Annotated in this window: 18 protein-coding genes; 11 read left to right on the plus strand and 7 right to left on the minus strand. The window is 47.1% G+C overall.

Annotated elements, in window-relative coordinates; translation table 11 throughout:
* The first annotated feature begins 30 nt into the window (after positions 1–30).
* Positions 31–2484 (plus strand): mechanosensitive ion channel domain-containing protein, encoded by a 2454-nt coding sequence (locus tag ACXIT9_RS10225; RefSeq protein WP_458056129.1) that lies wholly within the window; start codon positions 31–33, stop codon positions 2482–2484.
* 24 nt (positions 2485–2508) lie between these two features.
* On the opposite strand, the gene rlmB is transcribed toward ACXIT9_RS10225, so the two are convergent.
* Together rlmB and ACXIT9_RS10235 are read right to left on the minus strand one after the other, a co-directional pair.
* A complete protein-coding gene (gene rlmB / locus ACXIT9_RS10230) occupies positions 2509–3282 on the minus strand; it encodes a 23S rRNA (guanosine(2251)-2'-O)-methyltransferase RlmB (RefSeq protein ID WP_458056130.1) in 774 nt (257 codons plus the stop codon).
* Positions 3255–4511 (minus strand): GWxTD domain-containing protein, encoded by a 1257-nt coding sequence (locus ACXIT9_RS10235; protein WP_458056131.1) that lies wholly within the window; start codon positions 4509–4511, stop codon positions 3255–3257. The genes rlmB and ACXIT9_RS10235 overlap by 28 nt, the downstream gene beginning before the upstream one ends.
* Positions 4512–4560: 49 nt before the next feature.
* On the opposite strand from ACXIT9_RS10235, the gene ACXIT9_RS10240 reads away from it, so the two are divergent.
* Positions 4561–5328 (plus strand): class I SAM-dependent methyltransferase, encoded by a 768-nt coding sequence (locus ACXIT9_RS10240; protein WP_458056132.1) that lies wholly within the window; start codon positions 4561–4563, stop codon positions 5326–5328.
* A gap of 89 nt (positions 5329–5417) precedes the next feature.
* On the opposite strand, the gene ACXIT9_RS10245 is transcribed toward ACXIT9_RS10240, so the two are convergent.
* On the minus strand, positions 5418–8381 hold the full coding sequence (locus tag ACXIT9_RS10245) for a glycosyltransferase family 117 protein (RefSeq protein WP_458056133.1): 2964 nt from the start codon (positions 8379–8381) through the stop codon (positions 5418–5420).
* Positions 8382–8528: 147 nt separating this feature from the next.
* On the opposite strand from ACXIT9_RS10245, the gene trxA reads away from it, so the two are divergent.
* The 5 genes from trxA (at position 8529) to ACXIT9_RS10270 (ending at position 12650) form a co-directional block, all read left to right on the plus strand.
* Complete coding sequence (trxA, locus tag ACXIT9_RS10250; protein ID WP_458056134.1) at positions 8529–8846, plus strand: thioredoxin; 318 nt, start codon at positions 8529–8531, stop codon at positions 8844–8846.
* Between the two features lie 92 nt (positions 8847–8938).
* A complete protein-coding gene (locus ACXIT9_RS10255) occupies positions 8939–10357 on the plus strand; it encodes an MBL fold metallo-hydrolase (RefSeq protein WP_458056135.1) in 1419 nt (472 codons plus the stop codon).
* 256 nt (positions 10358–10613) lie between these two features.
* Positions 10614–11198 carry a YeeE/YedE family protein gene (locus ACXIT9_RS10260; RefSeq protein WP_458056136.1) on the plus strand — a complete coding sequence of 195 codons (585 nt, stop codon included), beginning with the start codon at positions 10614–10616 and terminating at the stop codon, positions 11196–11198.
* Positions 11199–11230: 32 nt separating this feature from the next.
* Positions 11231–11719 carry a DUF6691 family protein gene (locus ACXIT9_RS10265; RefSeq protein WP_458056137.1) on the plus strand — a complete coding sequence of 163 codons (489 nt, stop codon included), beginning with the start codon at positions 11231–11233 and terminating at the stop codon, positions 11717–11719.
* 232 nt (positions 11720–11951) lie between these two features.
* Positions 11952–12650 carry a hypothetical protein gene (locus tag ACXIT9_RS10270; RefSeq protein ID WP_458056138.1) on the plus strand — a complete coding sequence of 233 codons (699 nt, stop codon included), beginning with the start codon at positions 11952–11954 and terminating at the stop codon, positions 12648–12650.
* A gap of 627 nt (positions 12651–13277) precedes the next feature.
* Here ACXIT9_RS10270 and ACXIT9_RS10275 read toward each other — a convergent pair.
* On the minus strand, positions 13278–14681 hold the full coding sequence (locus ACXIT9_RS10275) for an MBL fold metallo-hydrolase (RefSeq protein ID WP_458056139.1): 1404 nt from the start codon (positions 14679–14681) through the stop codon (positions 13278–13280).
* A 603-nt stretch (positions 14682–15284) separates the two neighbouring features.
* Between ACXIT9_RS10275 and ACXIT9_RS10280 the strand changes: the two genes are divergently transcribed.
* The 3 genes from ACXIT9_RS10280 to ACXIT9_RS10290 all read left to right on the plus strand — a co-directional run bounded on the left by ACXIT9_RS10280 (position 15285) and on the right by ACXIT9_RS10290 (position 17989).
* Positions 15285–16454 (plus strand): MFS transporter, encoded by a 1170-nt coding sequence (locus ACXIT9_RS10280; protein ID WP_458056140.1) that lies wholly within the window; start codon positions 15285–15287, stop codon positions 16452–16454.
* An 88-nt stretch (positions 16455–16542) separates the two neighbouring features.
* A complete protein-coding gene (locus tag ACXIT9_RS10285; protein ID WP_458056141.1) occupies positions 16543–17601 on the plus strand; it encodes a c-type cytochrome in 1059 nt (352 codons plus the stop codon).
* 49 nt (positions 17602–17650) lie between these two features.
* Positions 17651–17989: a thioredoxin family protein gene (locus ACXIT9_RS10290; RefSeq protein WP_458056142.1), complete on the plus strand. Its 339-nt coding sequence runs from the start codon at positions 17651–17653 to the stop codon at positions 17987–17989.
* Between the two features lie 69 nt (positions 17990–18058).
* Here the strand turns inward: ACXIT9_RS10290 and ACXIT9_RS10295 are convergent, their stop codons facing one another.
* From ACXIT9_RS10295 to ACXIT9_RS10305, 3 genes are all read right to left on the minus strand, one after another.
* On the minus strand, positions 18059–18424 hold the full coding sequence (locus ACXIT9_RS10295; RefSeq protein WP_458056143.1) for a hypothetical protein: 366 nt from the start codon (positions 18422–18424) through the stop codon (positions 18059–18061).
* Positions 18425–18619: 195 nt separating this feature from the next.
* Entirely contained in the window at positions 18620–20749 is a 2130-nt protein-coding gene (locus ACXIT9_RS10300; protein WP_458056144.1) for a M3 family metallopeptidase, read from the minus strand.
* A gap of 124 nt (positions 20750–20873) precedes the next feature.
* Entirely contained in the window at positions 20874–21482 is a 609-nt protein-coding gene (locus ACXIT9_RS10305; protein ID WP_458056145.1) for an NADPH-dependent F420 reductase, read from the minus strand.
* Between the two features lie 307 nt (positions 21483–21789).
* Here ACXIT9_RS10305 and ACXIT9_RS10310 point away from each other — a divergent pair, with 307 nt between their 5' ends.
* The gene (locus ACXIT9_RS10310; RefSeq protein WP_458056146.1) at positions 21790–22380 is read left to right on the plus strand and encodes an outer membrane beta-barrel protein; all 591 of its coding nucleotides are present in this window, start codon (positions 21790–21792) and stop codon (positions 22378–22380) included.
* Positions 22381–22458 lie beyond the last annotated feature (78 nt).

Genomic DNA, 22458 nt, shown 5'->3' on the forward strand with positions numbered 1-22458 from the left:
TTCCACGCGATTTTCCTGTAAATTTGTTTCATGATGCGAACGTTATATTTCGTCCTTTTCTTACTCTATCTGACATTTTTTCAGGTCGGTCCTCTGCTGTCTGCTCAGACCAGCGCGCGTGAGGATTCTATCGCCCAGGCCGCCATTCCTTCGCTCGAGTCAGGGTTACGGAGTATTCAAGAATATACCATTCGTATTAATCGTTTAAATTATACGCTGCGCAAAGAGCTGGACACGCTGTCTGCCCTAGAGGCTGTTCCGGAGTTAGAGGGTTTATTAGCTATCGTCTCTACGCGCTTAGACTCGGCTTCAGGGCGCGTAAATTTACGGTACTTAGATGCCTTAGGGAATGTCTTGGTTTCTGTACGTAATCAGACAAGCGATATCGAGCGTTTGGTGGCGAATCGTGTCCAGGAACTCCTCCAGGTTCGCGATGAGTTAGCAGGCATTAAAAAGGATCCTATTTTTTCTGTTCGTATTTCCGAGGCGCGCGAAGTGCCAGAATTCAAGCGCTCTCTAGAAGAGCTACGTCGTCGTGCGAATGAGTCCGAAAAACTCCTTTCTAAGCAGCGGACCCTAGCGGCTAGCCAGCAAGCGCGAATTTCTGCCATCAGTATCCAGCTCGAGGAGCTGACAGATCGCATAACAAGTTCTCAGCGGTTAATGGAGCGCACCCTGCTGCGAAAGGAAAGTAATTACCTCTGGGATGCCAATTTTTTTCCGGATGTGAGTCAGCTGCTTACCGTTTTAAGGGAGTCTATTTATTTCAATCAGTTTATTCTCAAACGCTTCATCCGTGAGCATGCCGAAGGCTTTGTTTTCTTGTCCCTGTTTTTCGTAGGTTTTTATCTGCTCAATCGCTGGAGTATCCAGAAGATTACTTCAGAAAAGGATTTTGCCCCACTTATTCTAAAGCGGGCGGGTTTTTTAGGGAAAAACCCCCTCATTGCCACCCTGCTCATCGTGCTGCCGCTGATGCCCTTCTTTTTTACTAATCCACCCATCGTTTTTTATTCCGTAAGTTTACTTTTATCTGCCTCACTGAGTAGTCTGTTAGTGAAGGCAGGAAACAGCTGGAAAGCTTTTACTTACTGGCTGGTCTTACTGGTTCTCTTTTTGTTTTTTACGATAAGTAACTTGTACTGGGAGATCGCTTATCAGGAGCGCTGGCACCTCATACTGATGGGCATTCTAAGCATTTTCCTCGGCATTAAAATCCTTCAATACACGAAAACCTACCCAGGACGCCTTCCGGAGAAGATACCCTATTTGGTGTATAGTTTCATCGCCTTGCATGGCTTGGCGCTGCTCGCGCAAATTTTAGGGCGTTTTAGTCTCGGTAAATTACTGGGAGTAGCCGCCAGCATGAGCTTTATGCAAGCGGTCTGTTTGTATATTTTCGTGCAGCTGATCATGGATATCGTTTACGTACAGCTGGAACTGGGGCGAAAAAACCAGAAAGACTTTACCTCCTTCTTAGATTTTCATGGCATCCAGAAGCGGCTTAAGGCTATTTTTGCCGTGGTAGCTGGGTTTATTTGGTTTGGCTACTTTCTTGAGTACATCGCCCTACGCGAGCTGATTCTTTCGCAAGCGAAGGAATTTTTAGAAGCTCCTCGAGAAATCCTGAAGGTCACTTTCACTTTTGGTAGTATCTTTTTATTCATCTTGGTTAGCTATCTTTCTGTATTCTTGGCGAATAACATAGCGTATTTTGCTACCATAAAAGACCAGCAGCAGGCCGATCAGCGGGAAAAACGGTTGGGTTCTTCTATCTTGCTCATCCGATTAGCAGTACTTACCATTGGTTTTTTTATCGCGATTATCGTCTCCGGCATTTCTTTAGATAAAGCTGCCATCGTCTTAGGGGCACTTTCCGTGGGTATCGGTTTCGGCTTGCAAACGATCGTAAACAATCTGGCCTCGGGTATTATCTTGGCCTTCGAGCGTCCCATCCAAATCGGAGATACTATCGAGGTAGGTGGACGTATCGGCACTGTAAAAGAAGTGGGGGTGCGCTCCTCTAAGTTGCAGGGTTACGATGGCTCAGAGGTCATCATTCCAAATGGAGACATGCTTTCGCAGCATTTAATTAACTGGACCTTATCCGATAAAAAGCGTCGCGTGGAGCTTTTTATCGGTGTGGCCTATGGCAGTGATATGGACCTGGTGACACAGCTTATCGGTTCCCAGCTAAAAATGGAAGGAATATTAAAGGAGCCTGCCCCTAAGGTTTTTATGCAAACTTTCGCGAATAGCGCGGTAGAGTTCCGCGTGCTGTTTTGGGTGGAGCATATCGACGTGTGGGTAGAGCGGCGAGACCAGGTGATGCGTGCGATTTTCCGTTCCTTTAAAGAGCATGACATCGAAATACCATTCCCTCAGCAAGATATTTACATCAAAAAATTTCCAGGATTACTGCGGGAGGAAATTTCAGGAGCCCCTCAACTTCCCGGAGATCCGAAAAAAGAGAAGGGCTCGTGAAAGGAGCTTTGCGTTTAATTCTTCTTACTGCCGCTGACGCATCACCTCATAGATGACGACGCCTGCTGAAACGGACACATTTAAGCTCTCGATTTGGCCCTTCATGGGGATACTTACCCTGCCATCTGCCAGGCTGAGGAGCTCAGCACTTATGCCATCCTCTTCAGAGCCTAAGATGAGGGCGGTCGGCACCGTGAAATCGGTAGCATACATAGGAGCTTCGGCTTTTTCGCTGACGCAAATGAGCTGTAGGCCACTTTTCTGTAGCTCTTTGACAGCGAAAAACAAGTTCTTTGCCCGGGCTACGGGCAAATGATGCAGCGCACCTGCCGAGGTCTTGACAGCATCAGAGTTAATCTGCGCACTTCCTTTTTCCGGGATTAGCACTGCATGTACGCCAGCACACTCTGCTGTTCGCGCGATGGCACCGAAGTTACGTACATCCGTAATGCGATCGAGGACCAGGATAAGAGGAGCCTCTCCTTTCGCATAACAGCTGTCGATTACATGGTCTAACGAGGCATAGGCGATGGCCGAGAGATGCGCCACCACACCTTGATGGTTTTTTCGTGTGATCCGGTTTAGCTTGGCCTCCGGTACCCGTACTACTGGTACTTGCGCCGCCTTGGCATCCCGAATGAGGGCCTTGATCAGGTCGTTATTTAATTCCTTGTCTATAAGGATTTTATCCACCTCGCGATCAGACTGCAGGGCCTCTATAACTGCGCGCGTGCCAAAAATAAAATCTTTCTCCTGCGGGCCTTTTTCGATTAAAAAGCCATCTTTCCGCTTCTCCATAATGTGATGCTGTTAAACCACTCGGGCTGAAGTGCCCGCGATCGGTTAAGTACGTAATGATTCGGGGTTAAAATATTTTTTACCCGCGCAAAGGTAAAGCTTATTTTCGAATTACTATTGACCGATCCATAAGACCATACCTCCGCATTTTCATAAAAGAGCACCTCATTCGGAGGGCCCATTACGATGTAGACCATACCGCGATCCGTTTTCCACCCTTCTTTAAAGTCGGTAAACAAGATGTTCGCGAATTCAACCTGGCGAAAGTATTCGGCGATGATTTTTTTCGCCTCTTCGGCATCCCGGGTGAGGTTAAACCAGTACTGATCGAGGGCTTTTTTCTTATCCTCTGCTTTTAAGAGTGCTTCATGTTCGCGTCGGGTGCTGATGTAGACTACCATTTCCACCATTTCCTCCCAGGTGGCCACACGCGGGAAGGCTTCGTTTACGGTTTTCACGAGGAGCCCTTTCGTATCGTTCGTATCGCGCTGTACGAAATAATATCCTTCTTCTTCGAAAGCATGAGTGGTATTAATCAAGAACTCTGACTCCAGCCGCACCTCGATTTCCCGAGGTACAGGAGCAGGCTTGACCTCCATGGGAGGAAAGGGCGACTGAAACTCTTGTGGGTAAAAGAAGGGGTAAAGCGAAAACACTGAGCGACCCCCTTTAAAGAGCAGCGCCTCTCCCGCTTTTACATAGCCCTGGTCGAAAGGAATGTCATTTCCAAAATAAGCACCAAAACTAGGGTGACCGAAAATAGTTGGACTTTTTAGATCCATATGGTAAAAATATTCATCCCCCTGTCTGTTGTCGACGACTTTTAAAAGCGCCACCTGAGTCATGGCCCCTTCCTCTAAGGTGACCTCCTCCTCGAAATAAAAATGATCTCGCGTATCCCGCTTCATGCGATCCGGCGATAACGGCCGCAGCATGTCATCCGAATAGGGCACATCATAGCCGTTAATCACCCCATAAGAGAGCGTATAGTTCTCTAAAGAAGCATTTTCCTCCAGCTTTTCGATGGGCATCTGAAGCAAAATACGGTTGCCCTCCAAGCTGATGGGAATGATTTTCGGTGAGATACGGGAGTAACGGGAGTAACGCAGCGCCTGGTTAGTTTCTCGGAGCGTTTGCTGGGCAAGGACCGGCCAGATCAGTAGTCCAAGCAGTAGTCCCAAGAGCCCTTTCCGAAGGGCGGCACATGCTAACAGGGAAGTAGTTTTCATGAAGAACAAAAATTTGCCTAATTTTGCCTCAATATAAGCATTATTTTTCATGCATACATACACGACAGAAATAGCATCCGATAAGTTAAGTAGCGATAATCCGATCCACCAGCGCCTGCTCAGCGCTTATGTGCAAGCCCAGCCCTTTCTGAAGGGCAAGCTACTGGAAGTAGGCTGCGGAGAAGGAAGGGGAGTGGAATGGCTCGCGCCAAAGGTGACTGCCTACACGGGTATCGATAAGATCGGCTCCGTCGTGGACCAGTTGAAGGTGAGTTTCCCACACCATCAATTTCAGCAGGCCCATATTCCGCCCTTTCCCTTTGATACAGAGTCCTTCGATACAGTGGTTTCCTTTCAGGTCATCGAGCACATCGCCTTAGACAAGCTCTTTTTAGAGGAAATCTATCGTGTTCTAAAGCCTGGTGGCCAAGCGATCATCAGCACACCAAATATTCGGCATACGCTCTCCCGTAATCCTTGGCATGTGCGCGAATACACGCCGAAGGAGCTCGAGCGCTTATGCCGAGCCGTTTTTCCGAAGGTGCAAACCTTGGGCATCGGCGGAAATGAGAAGGTTTGGGCCTACCATGAGGAGAACCGCAAGTCAGTGCAGCGCATCATGCGCTTCGATATCTTCAACTTGCAGTATCGCTTACCTGCGGACTGGCTGAAGGTGCCGTATGAATTTTTAAATCGACGTAACCGCAGCAAGCTGCAAAAGCGAGTGGCGCATGCTGTAGAGCTGAGCTATCAGGATTTCCATCTCGTCGAAAGCCCGGATCAGGGGCTGGATTTATATTATATATTGGAAAAATAAATCCTGCTAACTGTTACATATAAAATTCGGCTAATGATAAAAAAATCCCCTGAGCTTACACGACTCAGGGGATTTTTTCACTTTTTAGGCTAGCGTGCAGATGCCGAGCTCATGACGCGGTCTAGTTTGTCGCGCAGCGACCTGCCCAGCTCCTCATAGCCGCGCTCTTCCACCAGCGGAGTGAAATAGCGCAGCAGCTCGATCGCGATGTAGGCTTCCCGGTCGTAGGCACGGTTCGTGGCATCGTAATAGGTCACTAGCTGCAGGGAGCGGTCTGCCAGGGTTTCCACGATATGTAGGGCCTTTTCCTCCTCACCCACTTCAAAGAGAAGAGGCACCATCTGCCCACTGCTAAAGTCATAGGGGATAGCAGCATGTGGCATGCGCTCCAGGCTTAGATTGAGGAGCTCATTCGCCTCATCGAAGCGGTCTTCATCCAGTAGTGCCATGGCCACCGAGTTGATCACCCCACGTGCATTCGAGGTAAAGCGTCTGAACTCATCATCGAAGTAGTTATCCGGGTTATCCATGCCGCGGAAGGCAAACTTCTCCATGATATTTTCATAGGCCAGCGACGCATTTACAAGCTCACCACGGAAGCCCTGCGGTTTCTCCACAGGAAGGAGGCGATAGGTCATGCCTTCCTGCACGACATAGTCCTCCAGGTCGATACCGATGGTAGCTAGGGAGGTATTGTTAAAGTAAATCGGTCGTTCCCAGTTGTTACTCGCGATCAGGTCGAGCAGCATCATGCCCCCCTTCGTCAGGTAATTTCCTTTTACGCGGAAGTTCATTTGAGGCGTAGCCAAGTCCTCCATCCCTTCAGGGATGAGGCCTTCGGCAAAGGCTTTTTCCAAGTCCACATCTAGGATGAGGTTCCGTGCCGGCACCATGTTGTAGGTAAAGCGTCCACCCCCGCGTAGTTTCAGGGCCTCGCTATTTCCTTTTAGTAGGCGTAGGTATTGGGTGAGAGAAATGGCGTCCAGGTTTTCTCTTTCCATGAGGTAGAGCACGTCATTCGTCCCTTTTTTATAGTTTTCTGGGCCCAGAGAGAAGGGCAGTGGAGCGGATGCATTCACCTGGCGGGTCATTTGATCCACATACCAGTCGGTATCGAAGTAAGAGAGCACGATTACCCGAACATCGGTACGGAATCCTTCGACCTCCTGGACATACCAGAGTGGGAAGGTATCATTATCTCCGCCTGTGAAGAGGATGGCATTCGGTGCGCAGGAAGCCAGGAAGTTACGTGCAGAGTCCACAGAGAAAAAGCGTCCGCTGCGGTCATGATCGTCCCAGTTTTGCTGCGCCATGAGTAGGGGGGCGGGGATTGCGATCAGGAAGGCCAGCAGAACAGCGGCAATGCCTTTTATTTTTAGTTGCTGGAAGGTGTCGCGCAGCCCGATAAGTGCCAGTCCGGCCCATATCGCGAAGGCATAGAAGCTACCCACATAAATATAGTCTCTTTCCCTGGGCTCTACCGGTGGGGAGTTTAGGTAGAGCACGAGCACGATTCCCATCATTAAAAAGAGCATGAGGTTTACGATGAAGAAACGCTGGTCCATGCGTGCTTGGAAGAAGATGCCAAGTAGTCCGAGGATAAGGGGGAGCATGAGGTAATTGTTATGCGCCTTATTTTCTTTAATATATTCCGGGAAAAGGGAGCTGAAAGCATCGGCGACACCTAGCCAGGGAGCATCGCTAAAATCACTTTCGCGTCCAGAGAAATTCCACATGAAGTAGCGGAAATACATATGTCCTAGCTGATGGCTGAACATAAAGCGGATGTTATCCGCAAAGGTCGGTTTTTCTCCTTCTCGAAGTCCTAGCTTGCTGCGATAGAGCTGCTTATGGCGTTCCTGCGTGCTGTAAATACGGGGTAGTAGGGTGGTTCTTTCGGGGTCGTAGACATTTACGGTGCCGAAGTCTACGATTTCATAGCCGTCTTTTGTCTTCAGGTAGACGGGAGCGCCTTCCTTTTGATCTACGAGCTCGGCATCGAAATACTGCCCTTTTAGAAGAGGGCGATAGCCATACTGTTCACGTTTTAGGTAGGAGACGTAGCTAATAATATCTTTCGGCGCATTTTCGTTAATGACAGGATCCTGATTCGCACGTATAATGATAAGTGCATAAGAGCTGTAGCCGATAAGAATAAAGGTAAAGCTTAGGAGCAGGGTGTTAAGTAGGACTTTTTGCTTCAGGACACTGAAGCGAATGGCATATATGAGCCCTCCGATGAAGGCGGTCATAAAAAGGAGGATGCCTGCCCCAAAAGGAAGACCGAGGGAGTTGACGGCAAAAATCTCCATGCGTCCTGCCAGGCTTGGCAGTCCTGGGATGACGATGTTATTGACCACGATCAGGGCTGCCCCACCAGCTAATAGCGCATAAATACCGCCTTTCCAAGTGGGCTGAGGGTATTTTTTAAAGTAATAGATCAGGGCCAAGGCGGGCAGAGTGACTAAGTTGAGCAAGTGCACCCCAATCGATAGGCCTACGAGATAGGCGATAAAGATAAGCCATTTGTTTTCTTTTACAGGGTCAGTGACCACGTCCCATTTAAGGAAAGCCCAGATGACGATGGCGGTAAAAAAGGAAGACATGGCATAGACTTCTGCCTCCACGGCGGAGAACCAGAAGCTATCTGAGAAGGTATAGATCAGGGCGCCGATGAAGCCAGCACCCATTAGGGTAAGGGTGTCGTTTAGCGTTTCCTTTCCAGGGGTCAGCTGCATCATTTTACGTCCGAAGAGTGTAATCGACCAGAACAGGAACAGGATGGTGAAGCCCGAGAAAAGTGCTGAAGCGATGTTCATCCAGTAGGCCACGCTAAGTTCATTGCCGAAGGCCAAAAAAGAAAACATGCGGTAGACAAGCAGAAAAAAGGGTGCTCCGGGTGGGTGGGGCACCTGCAGCTTATGCGCTACGGCGATAAATTCCCCTGGATCCCAGAAGCTGGCTGTTTCTTCTACGGTGAGCACATAGACTGTGGTGGCGATAAGAAAAAGGGCCCATCCGGTGAGGTTATTGACTTTTTGGTAGTTAATCATGTGATTTGGAAAGGTTAACTCGGGCGAAAATACGGAATTCTAAAAGAAAACCCTTTGCCTTTAACGTCATTTAAGTCAATGTGATAAAAATTACTGTAGCTTAAGGGTCTCGGGGCTACTTTTACATAAATTTAAAACAAGCACAACATGGGAACTAAACCGATGACATTTAGCGAATTAATTCAGGGAGAGCAAGCGGTCCTTGTGGACTTTTATGCCACCTGGTGCGGGCCGTGTCAGCAGATGCAGCCGATCCTGGAGGAAACGGCCAGACAGCTGGGCGAGCAGGTAAAGATCGTGAAAGTAGATGTGGATAAAAACCCGATAGCAGCCACTAAGTTTCAGGTGCGCGGCGTGCCTACACTCATCCTTTTTCGTAAGGGGGAGGTGCTCTGGCGGCAGTCTGGCGTGGTGCCGGCCCATGAGCTAGTCCGCGTGGTACGCAGCGCAGAAGCCACTGTCTGAGCGCTGGGTGATAAAAGTCATTTTAGATACAAGCTTTAGCGAATACCTTTACACAAGAAATAAAAAGAATTGAACCTCAAAAATATCAGCACATGAAAATCGAACAAATTTATACGGGTTGTTTAGCACAGGGTGCTTACTACATCGAATCTAACGGCGAGGCGGCGATCATCGATCCACTTCGCGAGGTGCAGCCTTACTTAGATAAAGCGGCTGAAAATAAGGTAAAAATAAAATATGTCTTTGAGACACATTTTCATGCTGACTTCGTTTCGGGGCACCAGGATTTAGCTGAAAAGACGGGCGCGCCGATCGTTTTTGGGCCTACCACAGCGGCGATGGGCTTTGATGCCATCGTAGCAGAGGACGGGCAGATTTTTGAAGTAGGGAAGGTGAAGTTAAAAGTGATCCATACGCCCGGTCATACGATGGAGAGCAGCTGTTTTCTTCTGATTAATGAGGAGGGAAAAGAGGAGGCGATCTTCACAGGTGACACCTTATTTATCGGTGATGTGGGTCGCCCGGACTTAGCGCAGAAGGTAATCGCCGACCTGACACAAGAGAAACTAGCGGCACATCTCTACGATTCCTTACGCGAGAAAATCATGCCTCTGTCGGATGACCTAATCGTGTACCCAGCGCATGGTGCGGGCTCTGCCTGCGGCAAAAAGATGTCAAAGGAGACCTCGGATACGCTGGGCAATCAGAAGAAGACGAACTATGCGCTCCAGGAGATGACCAAAGAAGAGTTTATCAAGGAAGTCATCACGGGCTTGACACCTCCTCCGGCTTATTTTCCTCAGAATGTCATCATGAACATCCAGGGGTATGACAGCATCGACACAGTGATGGAGCGCGGGATTCGACCGTTATCCGTGGAGGCTTTCGAGGCTGCCGCGAATGAGACGGGAGCACTGATGCTCGATGCTCGTGATCCGCAGGTTTTCGCGAAGGGTTTTATTCCGAATGCGATTAATATCGGTATCGATGGAAGTTTCGCTGTGTGGGTAGGTACCTTAGTGCCTGACTTAAAGCAAGAGCTGCTGATCATCGCCGAACCAGGTCGTGAAGAGGAGGTGGTGACACGTTTGGCCCGTGTAGGCTATGATTTTACGATCGGTTACCTAGACGGTGGTTTTGAGGCATGGGCTGCCTCCGGCAAAGAAGTAGATACGATTACGTCTATCCCTGCTGCGGAATTAGCCAAGCGCATGGAAGAGGAGGAGGTACATATCCTAGACGTGAGAAAAAATTCTGAGCATGTGTCGGAGCATGTTATCGGGGCGGAAAATGCGCCACTGGATTACATTAATGAGAGCATGGCTCTAGTAGATAAAAATAAAACGTACTACGTGCACTGTGCGGGTGGTTATCGCTCGATGATCTTTAACTCAATCTTACGAGCACGTGGTTATGATAATTTAATCGATGTTCAGGGTGGTTTCGCAGCTATCCAGGAGTCGGGCAAGTTTCAGGTAAGTGCTTATGTGTGTCCTTCTACCTTGCTATAAGGGAGTTGGATTGACACATAGTTAGGTTAGGGGTGCATGGCAAGACTTCGGTCTTGCCATTTTGCGTATATAGGAGAGCAGTGTGATATTTGTTACTGTTTTTAGCCTGTCAAACCAGCACCTTTACATCATGAAAAGCTGACAAAAGGCATAGAATTTACGTTTCACATAGGGAATTCTACACTTTCGTCCTCTTTTTCAGCAGCATGTTTCTGTTGGAAAAATTAGTCATTAAAAGATAAAAACGCATAGTAAAATGGAACAATTTATTGCTTGGATTACCCAACCTTGGCCATGGTATGTAGCTGGCCCACTTATCGGTCTGACAGTACCGGCCTTATTAATTATCGGAAATAAATCTTTCGGGATTTCTTCTTCTTTACGTCACGTATGTGCGGCATGTGTGCCGGCGAATATTCCTTTCTTTACCTATAACTGGAAGAAGGAAATGTGGAACCTGGTCTTTGTACTGGGCGTACTTATCGGAGGTTTTGTCGCTACGACCTTCTTAGCTAACCCAGATACCATCGTGGTAGCAGAGGCTACGCAAGAGGATTTAGCCGCATTAGGGATTACGGATTACAGCAAGCTGCTTCCAGCTGAGATTTTCAACTGGGAAAGCATGACAAATGGAACAGGGATTCTTTTCTTTATCATAGGAGGTCTGATGGTAGGCTTCGGGACACGCTATGCAGGGGGGTGTACGTCCGGTCATGCGATTATGGGGATCAGCTCACTTCAGTGGCCATCTCTTTTGGCAACTACTTTTTTTATGCTGGGTGGTTTCGCGATGACGCACCTTTTCTTAGAGCCTCTCATGCGCCTTTTCGGCATTCTGTAAATTAATTCCTAAACCGCTTAGAAAAGACAAAAATGAAAACAACAGCAGATAAAAATACAGCGCCTATTCAGTGTGAAGCGCCAAATAATCAGGAGCAGGGAGAACAAGGTCTAGCCCTTTTGAAATACTTAATCATCGGGATTTTATTCGGAGTAGTCTTCGTAAAGGCAGAGATCGTTTCTTGGTTCCGAATTCAGGAGATGTTTCGCCTACAGAGCTTCTTCATGTATGGGGTGATCGGTTCTGCGATCGCAGTAGGCTTGGTTTCCATACAGCTTATCAAGCGTTTTAATATAAAGGCGCTTAATGGTGAACCGATTAAAATCGGAAAAAAAGAATTCCGTAAAGGTCAAATTATCGGTGGATTCATCTTTGGTTTGGGCTGGGCCATGACCGGAGCTTGTCCTGGGCCGCTTTTCGCGCAAATTGGTTCAGGATTCACCGTAGTCGCTGTGACCTTAGTAAGTGCGCTAGTGGGTACTTGGCTTTACGGACGTTTTGCAGATAAATTACCAAATTAATTAAGTCAGCTCGTTTCAGGGCTTCCCTTTACTACCTCCTCTCTGTTTTTTCAGGGAGGAGGTTTTCTTTGTTTTATGCTCAGGTGCATATTTTCACGTCAGTGGGGGACTGATTTCTCGCTCGATAGCATAGGCTTGTGTCGTTTGTAGTCTTTAGACTACGGAAATAGCTATTAATTTTGAGTAAATCTGAAAGAATAGTATATTTACCCGAAGCCTATCGAAAAAATGTATGAAAAAGATTGGAATACTTACTTTGTTTTTAGCATTGAGCTGGAGTGCTTTTGCGCAGCAGATCGCTCAGCTGACCATGGATGGCACGCCGGCACGGATTACACCCTATACTGGAATAGAGGGGACTCCTTATTTGTTTAAAGAGTGGGTGGACGCTGACATTACGTTGCGTAACGGGAAGGTACGTGAGGGAGTGCCGTTAAAGGTCAATATTTACGAAGGAGAGCTGGAGGTACTTTTAGATGGTGATAACCGGATCATTTTGAATAAGCGGACGGTCGATGCAGTAAAGGTACCAAGGCCAGAAGGAACCTTCGATGCTTCTAAGGGGGAACTGCCCATTCTTGTCTTTAAAAAGGGCTTCATTGGTTTAAAAAATGTGAAGGAGGATGACTTCGTCAATGTCTTGTTTGAAAGTGATGCGTATACGCTGGTTCGGGTTTATTACAACACCCTTCAGGAACCTGCCAAGAATACGTATGCTACGTCCCAAGGGCAAGTATTTGTAAAGAGTTCAAGCTTTTTTTTACTGGATAAGGAGGGAAATAGTCAAGGTGTGCGTCTGGCTGCAAAGCCTATTTTAAAAGCCCTTCATCCGGATCATGAGCAGGAGGCTAAGCGGATCGTAAAGGCAGAGGGGCTGAAGCTATCCCGAGAGGATCATGTCATTACTTTACTTCAGATGCTTTCGGAGTAGCCTTTATGCGCTCACCCGACTCTGGATCCTTTAGTAGGCTCCCTCGGCCGTCTTTCTCTTTTTCATTCTTTTAAAGTGAGCAGACACACTTGAATGAACAGTCTCCACTTCCATGAACAGTCTCGAACAGTCTCCTAAAAGGAAAGAAAACGAAAGTGAAAAAGAAAGCAAACGAAGCCAAACGATCATGTTTTTAGCAAAATCGAAAGGAATCGAAAGTAAAAGAAAGGGGAAACGAAAGTAAAAGAAAGGGAAAAGGAAAGCAAACGAAGCCAAACGATCACGTTTTTAACACGACCGAAAGGAAGCGAAAGCGTTGAATTCCAACAGCAAGCAGCAGCTAATAAGGCGAAAAGGAAGTCTAAGCATAGAGATACTATTCCGATAAGTGTGTAAACTTTAAATTATGCTTTTATGGTCAGGTTTCAGGAAGCCTGATCCTATCAGCAACTACAAGAAGGAAACTGTTAAGAGTAGTACCCCAGTCTCGAATGGGTATAGTCCGAGCACAGAAAATCTAAGGAAAAAATTAAAAAGGCGCGAGAAGTCTGCTAGAGACTTCCGCGCCTTTTTTGGGAATTACTCCCTTGTATAGCGGGCTATGCGCTACATACAGTCGGGATAGGCTTACGCTTTCGCTTTCGCGTGCTCGAGTGTAGACCACTCTGCGAATCCGCCTGAATAGTTTTCGATATTCGTGAATCCATGTGCACGAAGTACGGAGTAAGCGATAGCTGAGCGTGCACCACTTTGACAGTGGATAATAACCGGTTTATCGGTAGCGATTTTATCTAAATTATCAGGAAGCTTTCCTAAGTGAATATTCTCAGCACCTTCGATTTGGCCCTTTTTAAATTCAGCAGCACCGCGAACGTCGATGATTTGTTTTTCTCCGGAGGCGATGGCTTCTTCGACGACTTCTTTGCCGACAGGCTGATAGCTTTCCAGCGCTATGTTATGTAAGCTGAGCAGCTGAGCAGGTGTAATAAATCCTTTAAAGTTATCTAAACCGATTCGCATGGCTTTGCGCATCAATTCTTCCACTTCGCCCGCTTCTGCTACGAGGATATACTGCTCTTCATAGTTGAGGTACCAGCCCATAAAGGTAGCAAAAGAGTTGTTATGCGTGATGTTATAGGTTCCTGCGAGGTGTGCATCTGCAAAAGCTTTCCAAGGGCGCGTATCGATCACTTTAATTCCGGCGGCATGGTCTGCTAAGAAGTCAGCATCGCTAAGCTGTGGAACTTGAGGTACCTCTGTCAGTAATTTTCTATCCACCTTATTTAATTTCTTCATCATGGCGAAGTATTTAGGAGGCTCAGGCTGATCCGCAAGTAGCTCTTTGGTGAAGGCGGGCTTGTCGTTTAGCAACTGTAAAGCCCAGTTACGGATTTTTTCGTATCCTACAGTGGTGGAAGGGACTGCTCCGAGGGCTTTGCCGCAGGCGGAACCGGCGCCATGTCCAGGCCAAACTTGAATGAAGTCACCCAATTTCGCGAAGTCTGTAAGCGAGTCGAACATCTGCTCTGCACCGATCTCTTGAGTGCCCTTGATGCCGGCTGCTTGCTCTAGAAGATCTGGCCGTCCTACGTCCCCTACGAAGACAAAGTCGCCTGTGAAGAGCATGACAGGCTCCTGAGAGGCAGGCTTATCTGTCAGAAGAAAACTGACGGACTCAGGCGTATGGCCAGGAGTGTGAATTACTTCGAATGTTAAATTACCCATTTTCACGACATCACCCCCCTTGATTTTCTCATGTGGGAATTCGTATTTCCAGTTCTCGTCGCCCTCATCGGAGAGGTATAACTTCGCACCGGTAAGTTCTGCTAGTTCCCGCGAACCACTTAGGAAGTCTGCATGGATGTGTGTTTCTAGAATGTGCGTAATCTTCATGTTATTCGCCTTAGCGATTTCGATGTAGGTATCCACATCGCGCTTTGGATCGATTACTGCGGCTATTCCACCTGCTTGGCAACCAATTACATAACTGGCTTGAGCCAAACTTTTATCATATACGTGTTGAAAAAACATAGCTTTTCTGTTTTAAGGTTAGTAAAAGGGCATTTGCCCGAATTCATGATACAAATTTGGGCGATTCCACGCAGTAATTCTGTGAGAATTGTTACCTTAGACAAAATATAGCTGATTTTTATCAGATTTTTATCGAAATGGCCTTGAAGTCCGAAAAAGTGTCCTCAGGATCTTGATGCTATGGGTGCGATTAAAAAAAAGTTTGGCTCATACGCTAGGGGTACGCATGGTTTCTGTGTATAAAAGAAGCGTAGGTCCTCAGAAATAAGGTCTATGAGAGGTCCGATAGGTTCTTACTACCACTAGAGGAGGGAAAATCTTAAGCTTAAAAAACTTTTTTCACGATGAAGCGGATGAGCAGAATGGCCATCAGGACAACAGAGCCAGCGATTACGAATTCCATACGAATACTTATTTTATTCCATTAAAACAGGTGTTAGAATGTAATGTTTCACTGGGTAGAAAAACTTTTTCTTTTTAATCCATAAAAAGATAGCTTTGCTGCGGTTTCAATCGATTGCATGCAGCGAGTGTTTTTATCTGCTTGATTCGAGCTATTAAAATGGATAAAAACCCTGTAAATTAGGGGTTTCAAACACTTTTATGTCGCATCTAACCCCTAAAAATCGTCGCCTTGCGTTAAATGGATTATTCTTTTTAGCAGGGCTTTGTTTTTCCTCCTGGGCTTCCAGGATACCGGATTTACAGACTAAATTTGGACTTTCGGAGGCAGCACTAGGGGGCGTGCTCTTGGTACTTCCTATCGGTTCGCTTACCGCGCTTCCACTGGCTGGCTGGTCGGTACATCGATTTGGGAGTCGTCCAGTTATTTTGATAAGTGCTAGTGCCTATGCGGTAACTCTCCCGCTTATCGCTTTTTCTCCCGGTTACTGGATGCTTTTTCCGGTTGTTTTTCTTTTTGGGATGCTGGGGAATATGATGAATATCTCCTTAAATACACAAGCACTGAGTGTAGAAAAGGCGCTGGGAAAATCTATTTTAGCCTCCTTTCATGGTTTATGGAGTCTGGCAGGTTTTGTAGGGGCGGGTATCGGAGCAGGGATGGTATTTTTTGGACTGGCTCCAGCGATTCATTATCTCATTGTCATGTGTCTGGCCGGAGCAATTGTTTTTACTACGCAAAGCTACCTGTTGAACGAGCGAAATGCAACTAGTGGAGGAGGGCTCACCTGGGTAAAGCCGGACGCACTCTTACTTCGTGTTGGGCTGATCGCTTTTTTAGGGATGCTTGCAGAAGGTTGTATGTTCGACTGGTCTGGGATTTATTTTAAGAAAGTGGTGGATGTGCCTGCTGCCTACACTGTGCTAGGTTACGTGTTTTTTATGGGGGCGATGGCCACGGGACGGTTCTTAGCAGATCCGCTTATCGAGCGAAAGGGGCGTCCCTTTGTTTTGCGTTTTTCAGGCCTCTTAATAGCAGGAGGACTCTTTTTATCCGTTGGACTTCCTGTGCCGGTCACTGCCTCGATTGGGTTTGTGTTAGTGGGATTTGGAGTAGCAGCCATCGTCCCTGTGTGTTATGGGATCGCAGGACGTTCTGCTAGCTATCCTCCGAGTGTATCCTTAGCGCTGGTATCCACGATTTCTTTTTTTGGGTTTTTACTAGGCCCGCCGCTAATCGGATTTATCGCGGAGTTGTCCAGCTTGCGTTTCTCCTTTTTTACAGTAGCACTGGCAGGGTTAGGGATTTACGGACTGAGTTCATGGAGGACGGCGCTTTTTTATGTAGGCACGAAAGTGAAAACCAACTGATGCACGGTTAGTTTTGGGTTTATGTGATGAAAATCACCAAATTAATCGTTCCTTTACATGCATTTTTGTAAGGAATTTTATGTAACCCATGGAAAATAACCGTCAATCCTTCGCTTCTTTTATTGAAAATGCAACCAGTTATTTATTAGGGCTTTTAGGTGTGTTAGTTGCCCTTATTGTATTGTTTGTGTATCTGTTGGCGGGAGGCAGTTTGCCGCAGTTGGCGGCTCCAGAGGGGGAGTTTTTATTAGCAGAAGTTTACGAGGGGCTTATTCCCGAGGAGGACCTAGTGCGTTTGTGGCACGCGCCCGATTGGTCCACCGTAGCGGATGAGCCGAATGCCGTATACATTGAGTACGGGCGGGAGCTGATCGCGAATACCTCTGAGTATTTAGGCCCGCTGGGCAAAGTGAAAGCGATATCGAATGGGCTGAACTGTCAAAACTGCCATCTCGGTGCTGGCACGGTGCCTTTCGGCAATAATTATGCGGCGGTAGCTTCTACTTACCCGAAGGTACGTGGCCGGTCCGGACAGATGGAAGATATTCCTAAGCGTATAAATGATTGTTTTGAGCGCAGCTTAAATGGCGCACCTTTAGAGGTAGAAAGTGAAGAAATGATCGCGATGGTGGCGTACATGGAGTGGTTAGGGAAGGAGGTCCCGAAAGGCGAGGTTCCTTATGGTACTGGTTTAGTCGATGTAGCCTTCCTCGATCGTGCTGCCGATCCGATAAAGGGAAAGCGTATTTACGATGCACACTGCGCTTCCTGTCACCAAGAAGATGGCCAGGGAGTCATGCGTTTTGACCAGCTGGCCTATACTTACCCTCCCCTTTGGGGTGAGCATGCGTATAATGATGGTGCAGGTTTGTATCGCATGTCGCGTTTTGCAGGGTATGTGCGTGCTAATATGCCATTAGGTGCTACCGTTGAAAAGCCTATTTTGACCGATCAGGAGGCCTGGGATGTGGCGGCTTATGTCAATAGTATGCCACGGCCGTCGAAAGATATTACCGGCGACTGGCCGGATATCTCTAAAAAGCCTATCGATCATCCTTTCGGACCTTTTAGTGATACCTTCCCAGAGGAGCAGCACAAATACGGTCCCTTTGCGCCGATCGTGGCAGCCAAGAAGCAGGTGAAGTAATCGTTTTATTAAGAACAAGTAGTCCACTTCTAAACGGTAAATTCACTACATGATGCATCCACAGGAAAGGGTAAAGGAATGGTCTGAGCAGGCTGCTCAGGCCGGTCAGCCGATGCTTTTACTTTATTTTTACGGGGAGGAATGTACGGTGTGTACGACCTTGTTTCCGAAAGTCGCCGATCTAGTCGAGCAGGATTTTCCAGCTATGCGTTTACTCCGCATAGATGCCGTCGCAGAGCGTTCCCTAGCGGCACAGCTTCGCATGATGAGCATTCCGGGTATCATAGTTTTAGCGGAAGGAAAGGAAGTTTTTCGGTCAAATGGCTTACTAGCGCTGCAGGAATTAAAAGAAAAAATCGCGCGCTATTACGACTTACTAGTAGATTGATACCCTAAGAAAAGATTTGTTAAAGCACCCTGCGGCATAAAAACGGCGATTAGAGGCGCTCTATTCGGATCAGGATCGCATGGTTTTCGGTAAATGAGAAGAAAGTTCCGAAAGCGTTTTAAATCCATCGATTAGGTGATCCGTGAAATCGGCCGCCTCTTCCTTCTCTTTTTTCGCTAGGCTTTCTTGTTTTAAGCCGACAATAGGGCCGAAGTTAGCCGTAAAGTGCTCCCTAACATGTTTGGCGAAATTTTTCGCAAAGCCATCTTTATCTAGTAGTAGAAGTGTTAGGTCGATGTGTTCTCCTCTGTCTACGAGCAACTTACCCTCGGATGCATCATCGAGACAGAAAACCGTATATCCCATACCCGCTAAATATTGATTCATGATCGATTTTAGGTAAGGATTTTGTCCTGCAAGTACTAATTTCATCATAGGGATTCGTTTAAAAATAGTATTCATTATACTATTTTACTAATATACGAAAATAATCCTTATAGTGAAATTTTTTGACCTCATATTTATAATTATCAGATAAAAAAGAGAGGGGCAGCAAGCCCTCTCTTTTAAGTGATGCCTTAGCTGTAGGCTTTCGTATGCAAGCGGCTGCCCGCCAATTTTCGTGTAGGCTTATCGCAGGCTAAGCTGATTTAATCCCCGCTTTGCGAGCAAGGCTTCTATGGTAGGCTCAGCACCTCTGAAGTTTACGTACATTTCCATCGGGTCACGCGTTCCGCCTCGCTCTAGGATTTCCGTACGGAAAGCTTGTGCCTTTTCTGGATTAAAGAGCTCCGTTTCTTTAAAAGCCTGGAAGGCATCTGTATCTAAAACACCGCTCCAAATGTAGCTGTAGTAGCCGGCAGAGTATCCACCACTAAAGATATGCTGGAAATAGGAGCTGCGGTAGCGTGGGATGATTTCATCGATAAGGCCCATTTTACGTACTGCAGCGGCTTCGAAAGTTTTAGCATCCTGCTGAATCGGCTCTGTGATAGTATGGTAGTCTAAATCGAGAAGAGAGGCTGCCAAGTATTCCGTGGTGGCGAAGCCTTGTCCGAAAGTTCCTGACTTCTGTAGCTTTTCGATGAGCGCATCCGGAATGACTTCTCCTGTTTGGTAGTGGATGGCATACGTTTTTAGGATACTCGGTTCTGTCGCCCAGTTTTCGAGGATTTGAGACGGTAATTCCACGAAGTCCCTGGGTACAGAAGTACCCGCTAAACTACGGTATTGCACGTTCGACAGTAATCCATGCAAGGCATGACCGAACTCATGGAAGAAGGTTGTGACCTCGTCAAAAGTCAGCAGGGCGGGGGTGTCACCTGTCGGCTTAGAGAAATTACATACGATCGAAATGACTGGAGCTTTACGCTCTCCATTTTCCATCATTTGCGGGCGGTAGCTGGTCATCCAGGCACCTCCTCTTTTCGATGCACGTGGATGGAAGTCCATATACAAGATACCGACATGGCTACCGTCTGCCTCTTTTACTTCGTAGGCTTTTGCCTCTGGATGGTAGGTTGGCAGCTCCGGTCTCGGCGTAAAGGTCAGTCCAAAGAGTTCTTTTACTACATTGAAAATACCTTCTTGCACCTTTTCCAGGGAGAAGTAAGGCTTCACTTCCTGCTCATCGAGATCGAATTTTTTCTGACGAAGTTTTTCCTCATAGAATCTCCAGTCCCAGGGTTGTAAGGGGCCTTCTTCACCCATCTCTGTCATTAATGCCTGCATTTCATCACGCTCTGCCTTCGCCTTGGCAAGTGCTGGAGTCCAAAGCTGGTTTAAAAGGGTGTAGACATTGCCGGCATTTTTAGCCATCGTTTCTTCCAGGCTAAACGCAGCATGCGTTTCATAGCCCAGCAAGTTTGCACGCTCCAACCGTAGGTTGGCGATATCGATTAAAGCCTGGGTATTGTCTTTATCGTTTCCGCGGTTACTTCGTGTCTGGTAGGCATCCCAAATTTTCTCTCTTAGCTCACGCTTTTCTGCATACTGCAGGAAAGGCATTACACTTGGGTTCTGGAGGGTGAATAACCATTTTTCAGGTTCTCCTGCCGCCTCAGCGTCTGCTTTGGCGCTAGCGCGCAAACTAGACGGCAGCCCCGCTAGATCAGCCTCGTCTGTGACCCAAAGCTGAAAATCATTGGTTTCCGCTAATAGGTTTTGTCCAAATTCTAAGCTTAAAAGGGCAAGCTTGCTGTTGATTTCACGTAGTTTCTCTTTTTTTGCCTCCGGCAAATTTGCCCCGCTGCGAACGAAGGATTTATACGTTTTTTCGAGAAGCATGCGCTGCTCTTCATTTAAAGGTAACGTTTCACGCTGCTCGTACACAGCTTGGATACGGGCAAAGAGTTTTTCATTCAGCCGGATGTTATCTCCATGTGCTGAAAGGGCGGGCGACATTTCTTTGGCGATAGCCTGCAGCTCCGCATTCGTGTTCGCACTGTTCAAGTTTCCAAAGACGCTTTGCACGCGGCTTAACAAGGAGCCTGATTTTTCCAGTGCCTCGATGGTATTTTCAAAGGTAGGGTCCTCCGTCTGGTCCACGATGGCATCGATTTCTGCCTGTTGTTCCTCTATACCCGCCTCCATAGCGGGCTTAAAATGTTCGATTTCGATGCTGTCGAAAGGCGGGACCTCGAAAGGTGTGGCATAAGGTTCGAAAAAGGGGTTCATACGCGATGTGTTCGTCCTATCTCCGGAACAGCTCCAGAGGACCGCTGCCGTAAGAAGGGTAGTTAGAGATCGTAACCGGCTCATAAAGTTAGTATTTGGTTGAATGCAAAATTAATAGCCTTTTAGCAATTATACCAAAGCAAAAAAAGCCTAAGGCTGAAGCGTTACTGCTACCCTAAGCTTTAGAAGTTGGGAAATGTTTTTACGGCTAGTAGGAAATGAGCTTAAAGTGGCACTGCTCTTGGTCCTGTTTACGCTCTGCGATTTTACTTCTCAGATGATAAAATGCTTCCAGCAAATCGGCATGCTCCAATCCCCCTGCATCGATGGGGTGGAAGCCGATGCAAGAAATAAGGCGCTTCAGGCGCTCCTTGGTAGGGCCCTCCGGGCCACAAAAATACGTTTCATTTAACAAGCCTAGGCGATCGTTCTGTGGATAGTCTATCCCCAGGTTATTAAAGGCTTTGTAAAACTGGTGCTGAGGAAGTCGCTCTTGAAGATGGGTAGCGTTACAGGGGATACAATTTTTATAGCCGGCATTGGTGCTGTCCACGATCGCAAGCGGATCCATCTCTTGCAGGCTCCGCATGACGCTTTCCAACTGCGTGTTTTCCGTGCATAGAAAGATGATGTCTACCTCTTTACACGCCTCACTGTAGCTAAGACAAGAGCCTACTTGCATATGCAGGAGTTTCCAAGTGGTACTTTCAGGAACGAAATCAGGACGGACACCTACTTTGACCTGTAATCCGGCCTTTATAAATTTATGAGCGAGCGATGCTGCCAGGGGAGTAGCACCGAGGATGGCGATTCGCATAATGGGGAATGTTCGGGTAGAAACATGAATTAAGCACTTAAATGTAAGGCATTAAGTTAACTTTCACAAGGTGAAAAATGTTGGTTGTGAGTTAAATTTGTATTTTCACATAGAAAATGCCCTGCTGTGTTTTCTCTGTCGCTTCGGAAAATGTGGAAGGTAAAATCTTTGGCATGATTTTCTTGTCAGAGTTTTTAGAATTGTAAAAGGAAAGCGTTAAAAATGACTCATTTTCAACCGACTGTCAGTCGTTCCTGCCGTTTAGATACGTATATCAACTTATGTTCACTACTTAGCACCAGGTAAGATGAAAAATGTTCTTTTAGTACTCGTGTTTTTATGTGGTTTCTTCTGTGCCACTTCCAGTGTCCAAGCCCAGACCAGTAATGGATTTGGAATAAAAGCCGGCTTTAATTATAGTTATAACGGCTCTTATTTTCGCGACGCGCAACTCATTTTTGGTGATCCGCTCGACAATATGGGCTACCATGTTGGTCTTTTTGGGAAGTATCATCTCGGGCCAGTATTCGTGAAACCAGAAATTTATTTCACGAACTTTGTGACGAATGTAGTCGAGTCCGGTGTGGAGAATCGCCTGATCACGCGTCGTTTCGATCTGCCTTTCCTAGTGGGGGTGAATCTCATCGGCAGGACTCTTTCTGTCTTCGGAGGACCATCGGGACATCTTTTCCTACGCGATGATATCACAGGAGATGGAGGCGCGTTTAATGCGGGCTTTCAAGTGGGAGCGGGGCTGAACTTCGGGCGTCTGGGCTTAGATTTACGCTTCGAACGTATTTTAGATGCGCAGCAAGTAAGTTTTAGTGATGCTGTAGATTTTGCTACTACCGATTTTCGTTTTCAGCAGCTAGAACTGGGCATTTCCTTACTTTTTTGATCGATAAATTCTTAATGTTGAGGTTTCGGTGAGGGATAGCCCCGCGTCCGAATGCTGTTTGAACAGGAATGGGAATAT

The sequence above is a fragment of the Nitritalea sp. genome, assembly GCF_054166705.1.

Excerpts from the sequence above, each read along its gene's own strand:
- ACXIT9_RS10245 (WP_458056133.1), bottom strand. The coding sequence starts at position 8,381 with ATGATTAACTACCAAAAAGTCAATAACCTCACCGGATGGGCCCTTTTT.
- ACXIT9_RS10240 (WP_458056132.1), top strand. The coding sequence starts at position 4,561 with ATGCATACATACACGACAGAAATAGCATCCGATAAGTTAAGTAGCGAT.
- ACXIT9_RS10275 (WP_458056139.1), bottom strand. The coding sequence starts at position 14,681 with ATGTTTTTTCAACACGTATATGATAAAAGTTTGGCTCAAGCCAGTTAT.
- ACXIT9_RS10255 (WP_458056135.1), top strand. The coding sequence starts at position 8,939 with ATGAAAATCGAACAAATTTATACGGGTTGTTTAGCACAGGGTGCTTAC.
- ACXIT9_RS10300 (WP_458056144.1), bottom strand. The coding sequence starts at position 20,749 with ATGAGCCGGTTACGATCTCTAACTACCCTTCTTACGGCAGCGGTCCTC.
- ACXIT9_RS10285 (WP_458056141.1), top strand. The coding sequence starts at position 16,543 with ATGGAAAATAACCGTCAATCCTTCGCTTCTTTTATTGAAAATGCAACC.
- ACXIT9_RS10280 (WP_458056140.1), top strand. The coding sequence starts at position 15,285 with ATGTCGCATCTAACCCCTAAAAATCGTCGCCTTGCGTTAAATGGATTA.
- ACXIT9_RS10265 (WP_458056137.1), top strand. The coding sequence starts at position 11,231 with ATGAAAACAACAGCAGATAAAAATACAGCGCCTATTCAGTGTGAAGCG.
- ACXIT9_RS10305 (WP_458056145.1), bottom strand. The coding sequence starts at position 21,482 with ATGCGAATCGCCATCCTCGGTGCTACTCCCCTGGCAGCATCGCTCGCT.
- ACXIT9_RS10235 (WP_458056131.1), bottom strand. The coding sequence starts at position 4,511 with ATGAAAACTACTTCCCTGTTAGCATGTGCCGCCCTTCGGAAAGGGCTC.
- ACXIT9_RS10295 (WP_458056143.1), bottom strand. The coding sequence starts at position 18,424 with ATGATGAAATTAGTACTTGCAGGACAAAATCCTTACCTAAAATCGATC.
- ACXIT9_RS10260 (WP_458056136.1), top strand. The coding sequence starts at position 10,614 with ATGGAACAATTTATTGCTTGGATTACCCAACCTTGGCCATGGTATGTA.
- ACXIT9_RS10290 (WP_458056142.1), top strand. The coding sequence starts at position 17,651 with ATGATGCATCCACAGGAAAGGGTAAAGGAATGGTCTGAGCAGGCTGCT.
- ACXIT9_RS10310 (WP_458056146.1), top strand. The coding sequence starts at position 21,790 with ATGAAAAATGTTCTTTTAGTACTCGTGTTTTTATGTGGTTTCTTCTGT.
- rlmB (WP_458056130.1), bottom strand. The coding sequence starts at position 3,282 with ATGGAGAAGCGGAAAGATGGCTTTTTAATCGAAAAAGGCCCGCAGGAG.
- ACXIT9_RS10270 (WP_458056138.1), top strand. The coding sequence starts at position 11,952 with ATGAAAAAGATTGGAATACTTACTTTGTTTTTAGCATTGAGCTGGAGT.
- trxA (WP_458056134.1), top strand. The coding sequence starts at position 8,529 with ATGGGAACTAAACCGATGACATTTAGCGAATTAATTCAGGGAGAGCAA.
- ACXIT9_RS10225 (WP_458056129.1), top strand. The coding sequence starts at position 31 with ATGATGCGAACGTTATATTTCGTCCTTTTCTTACTCTATCTGACATTT.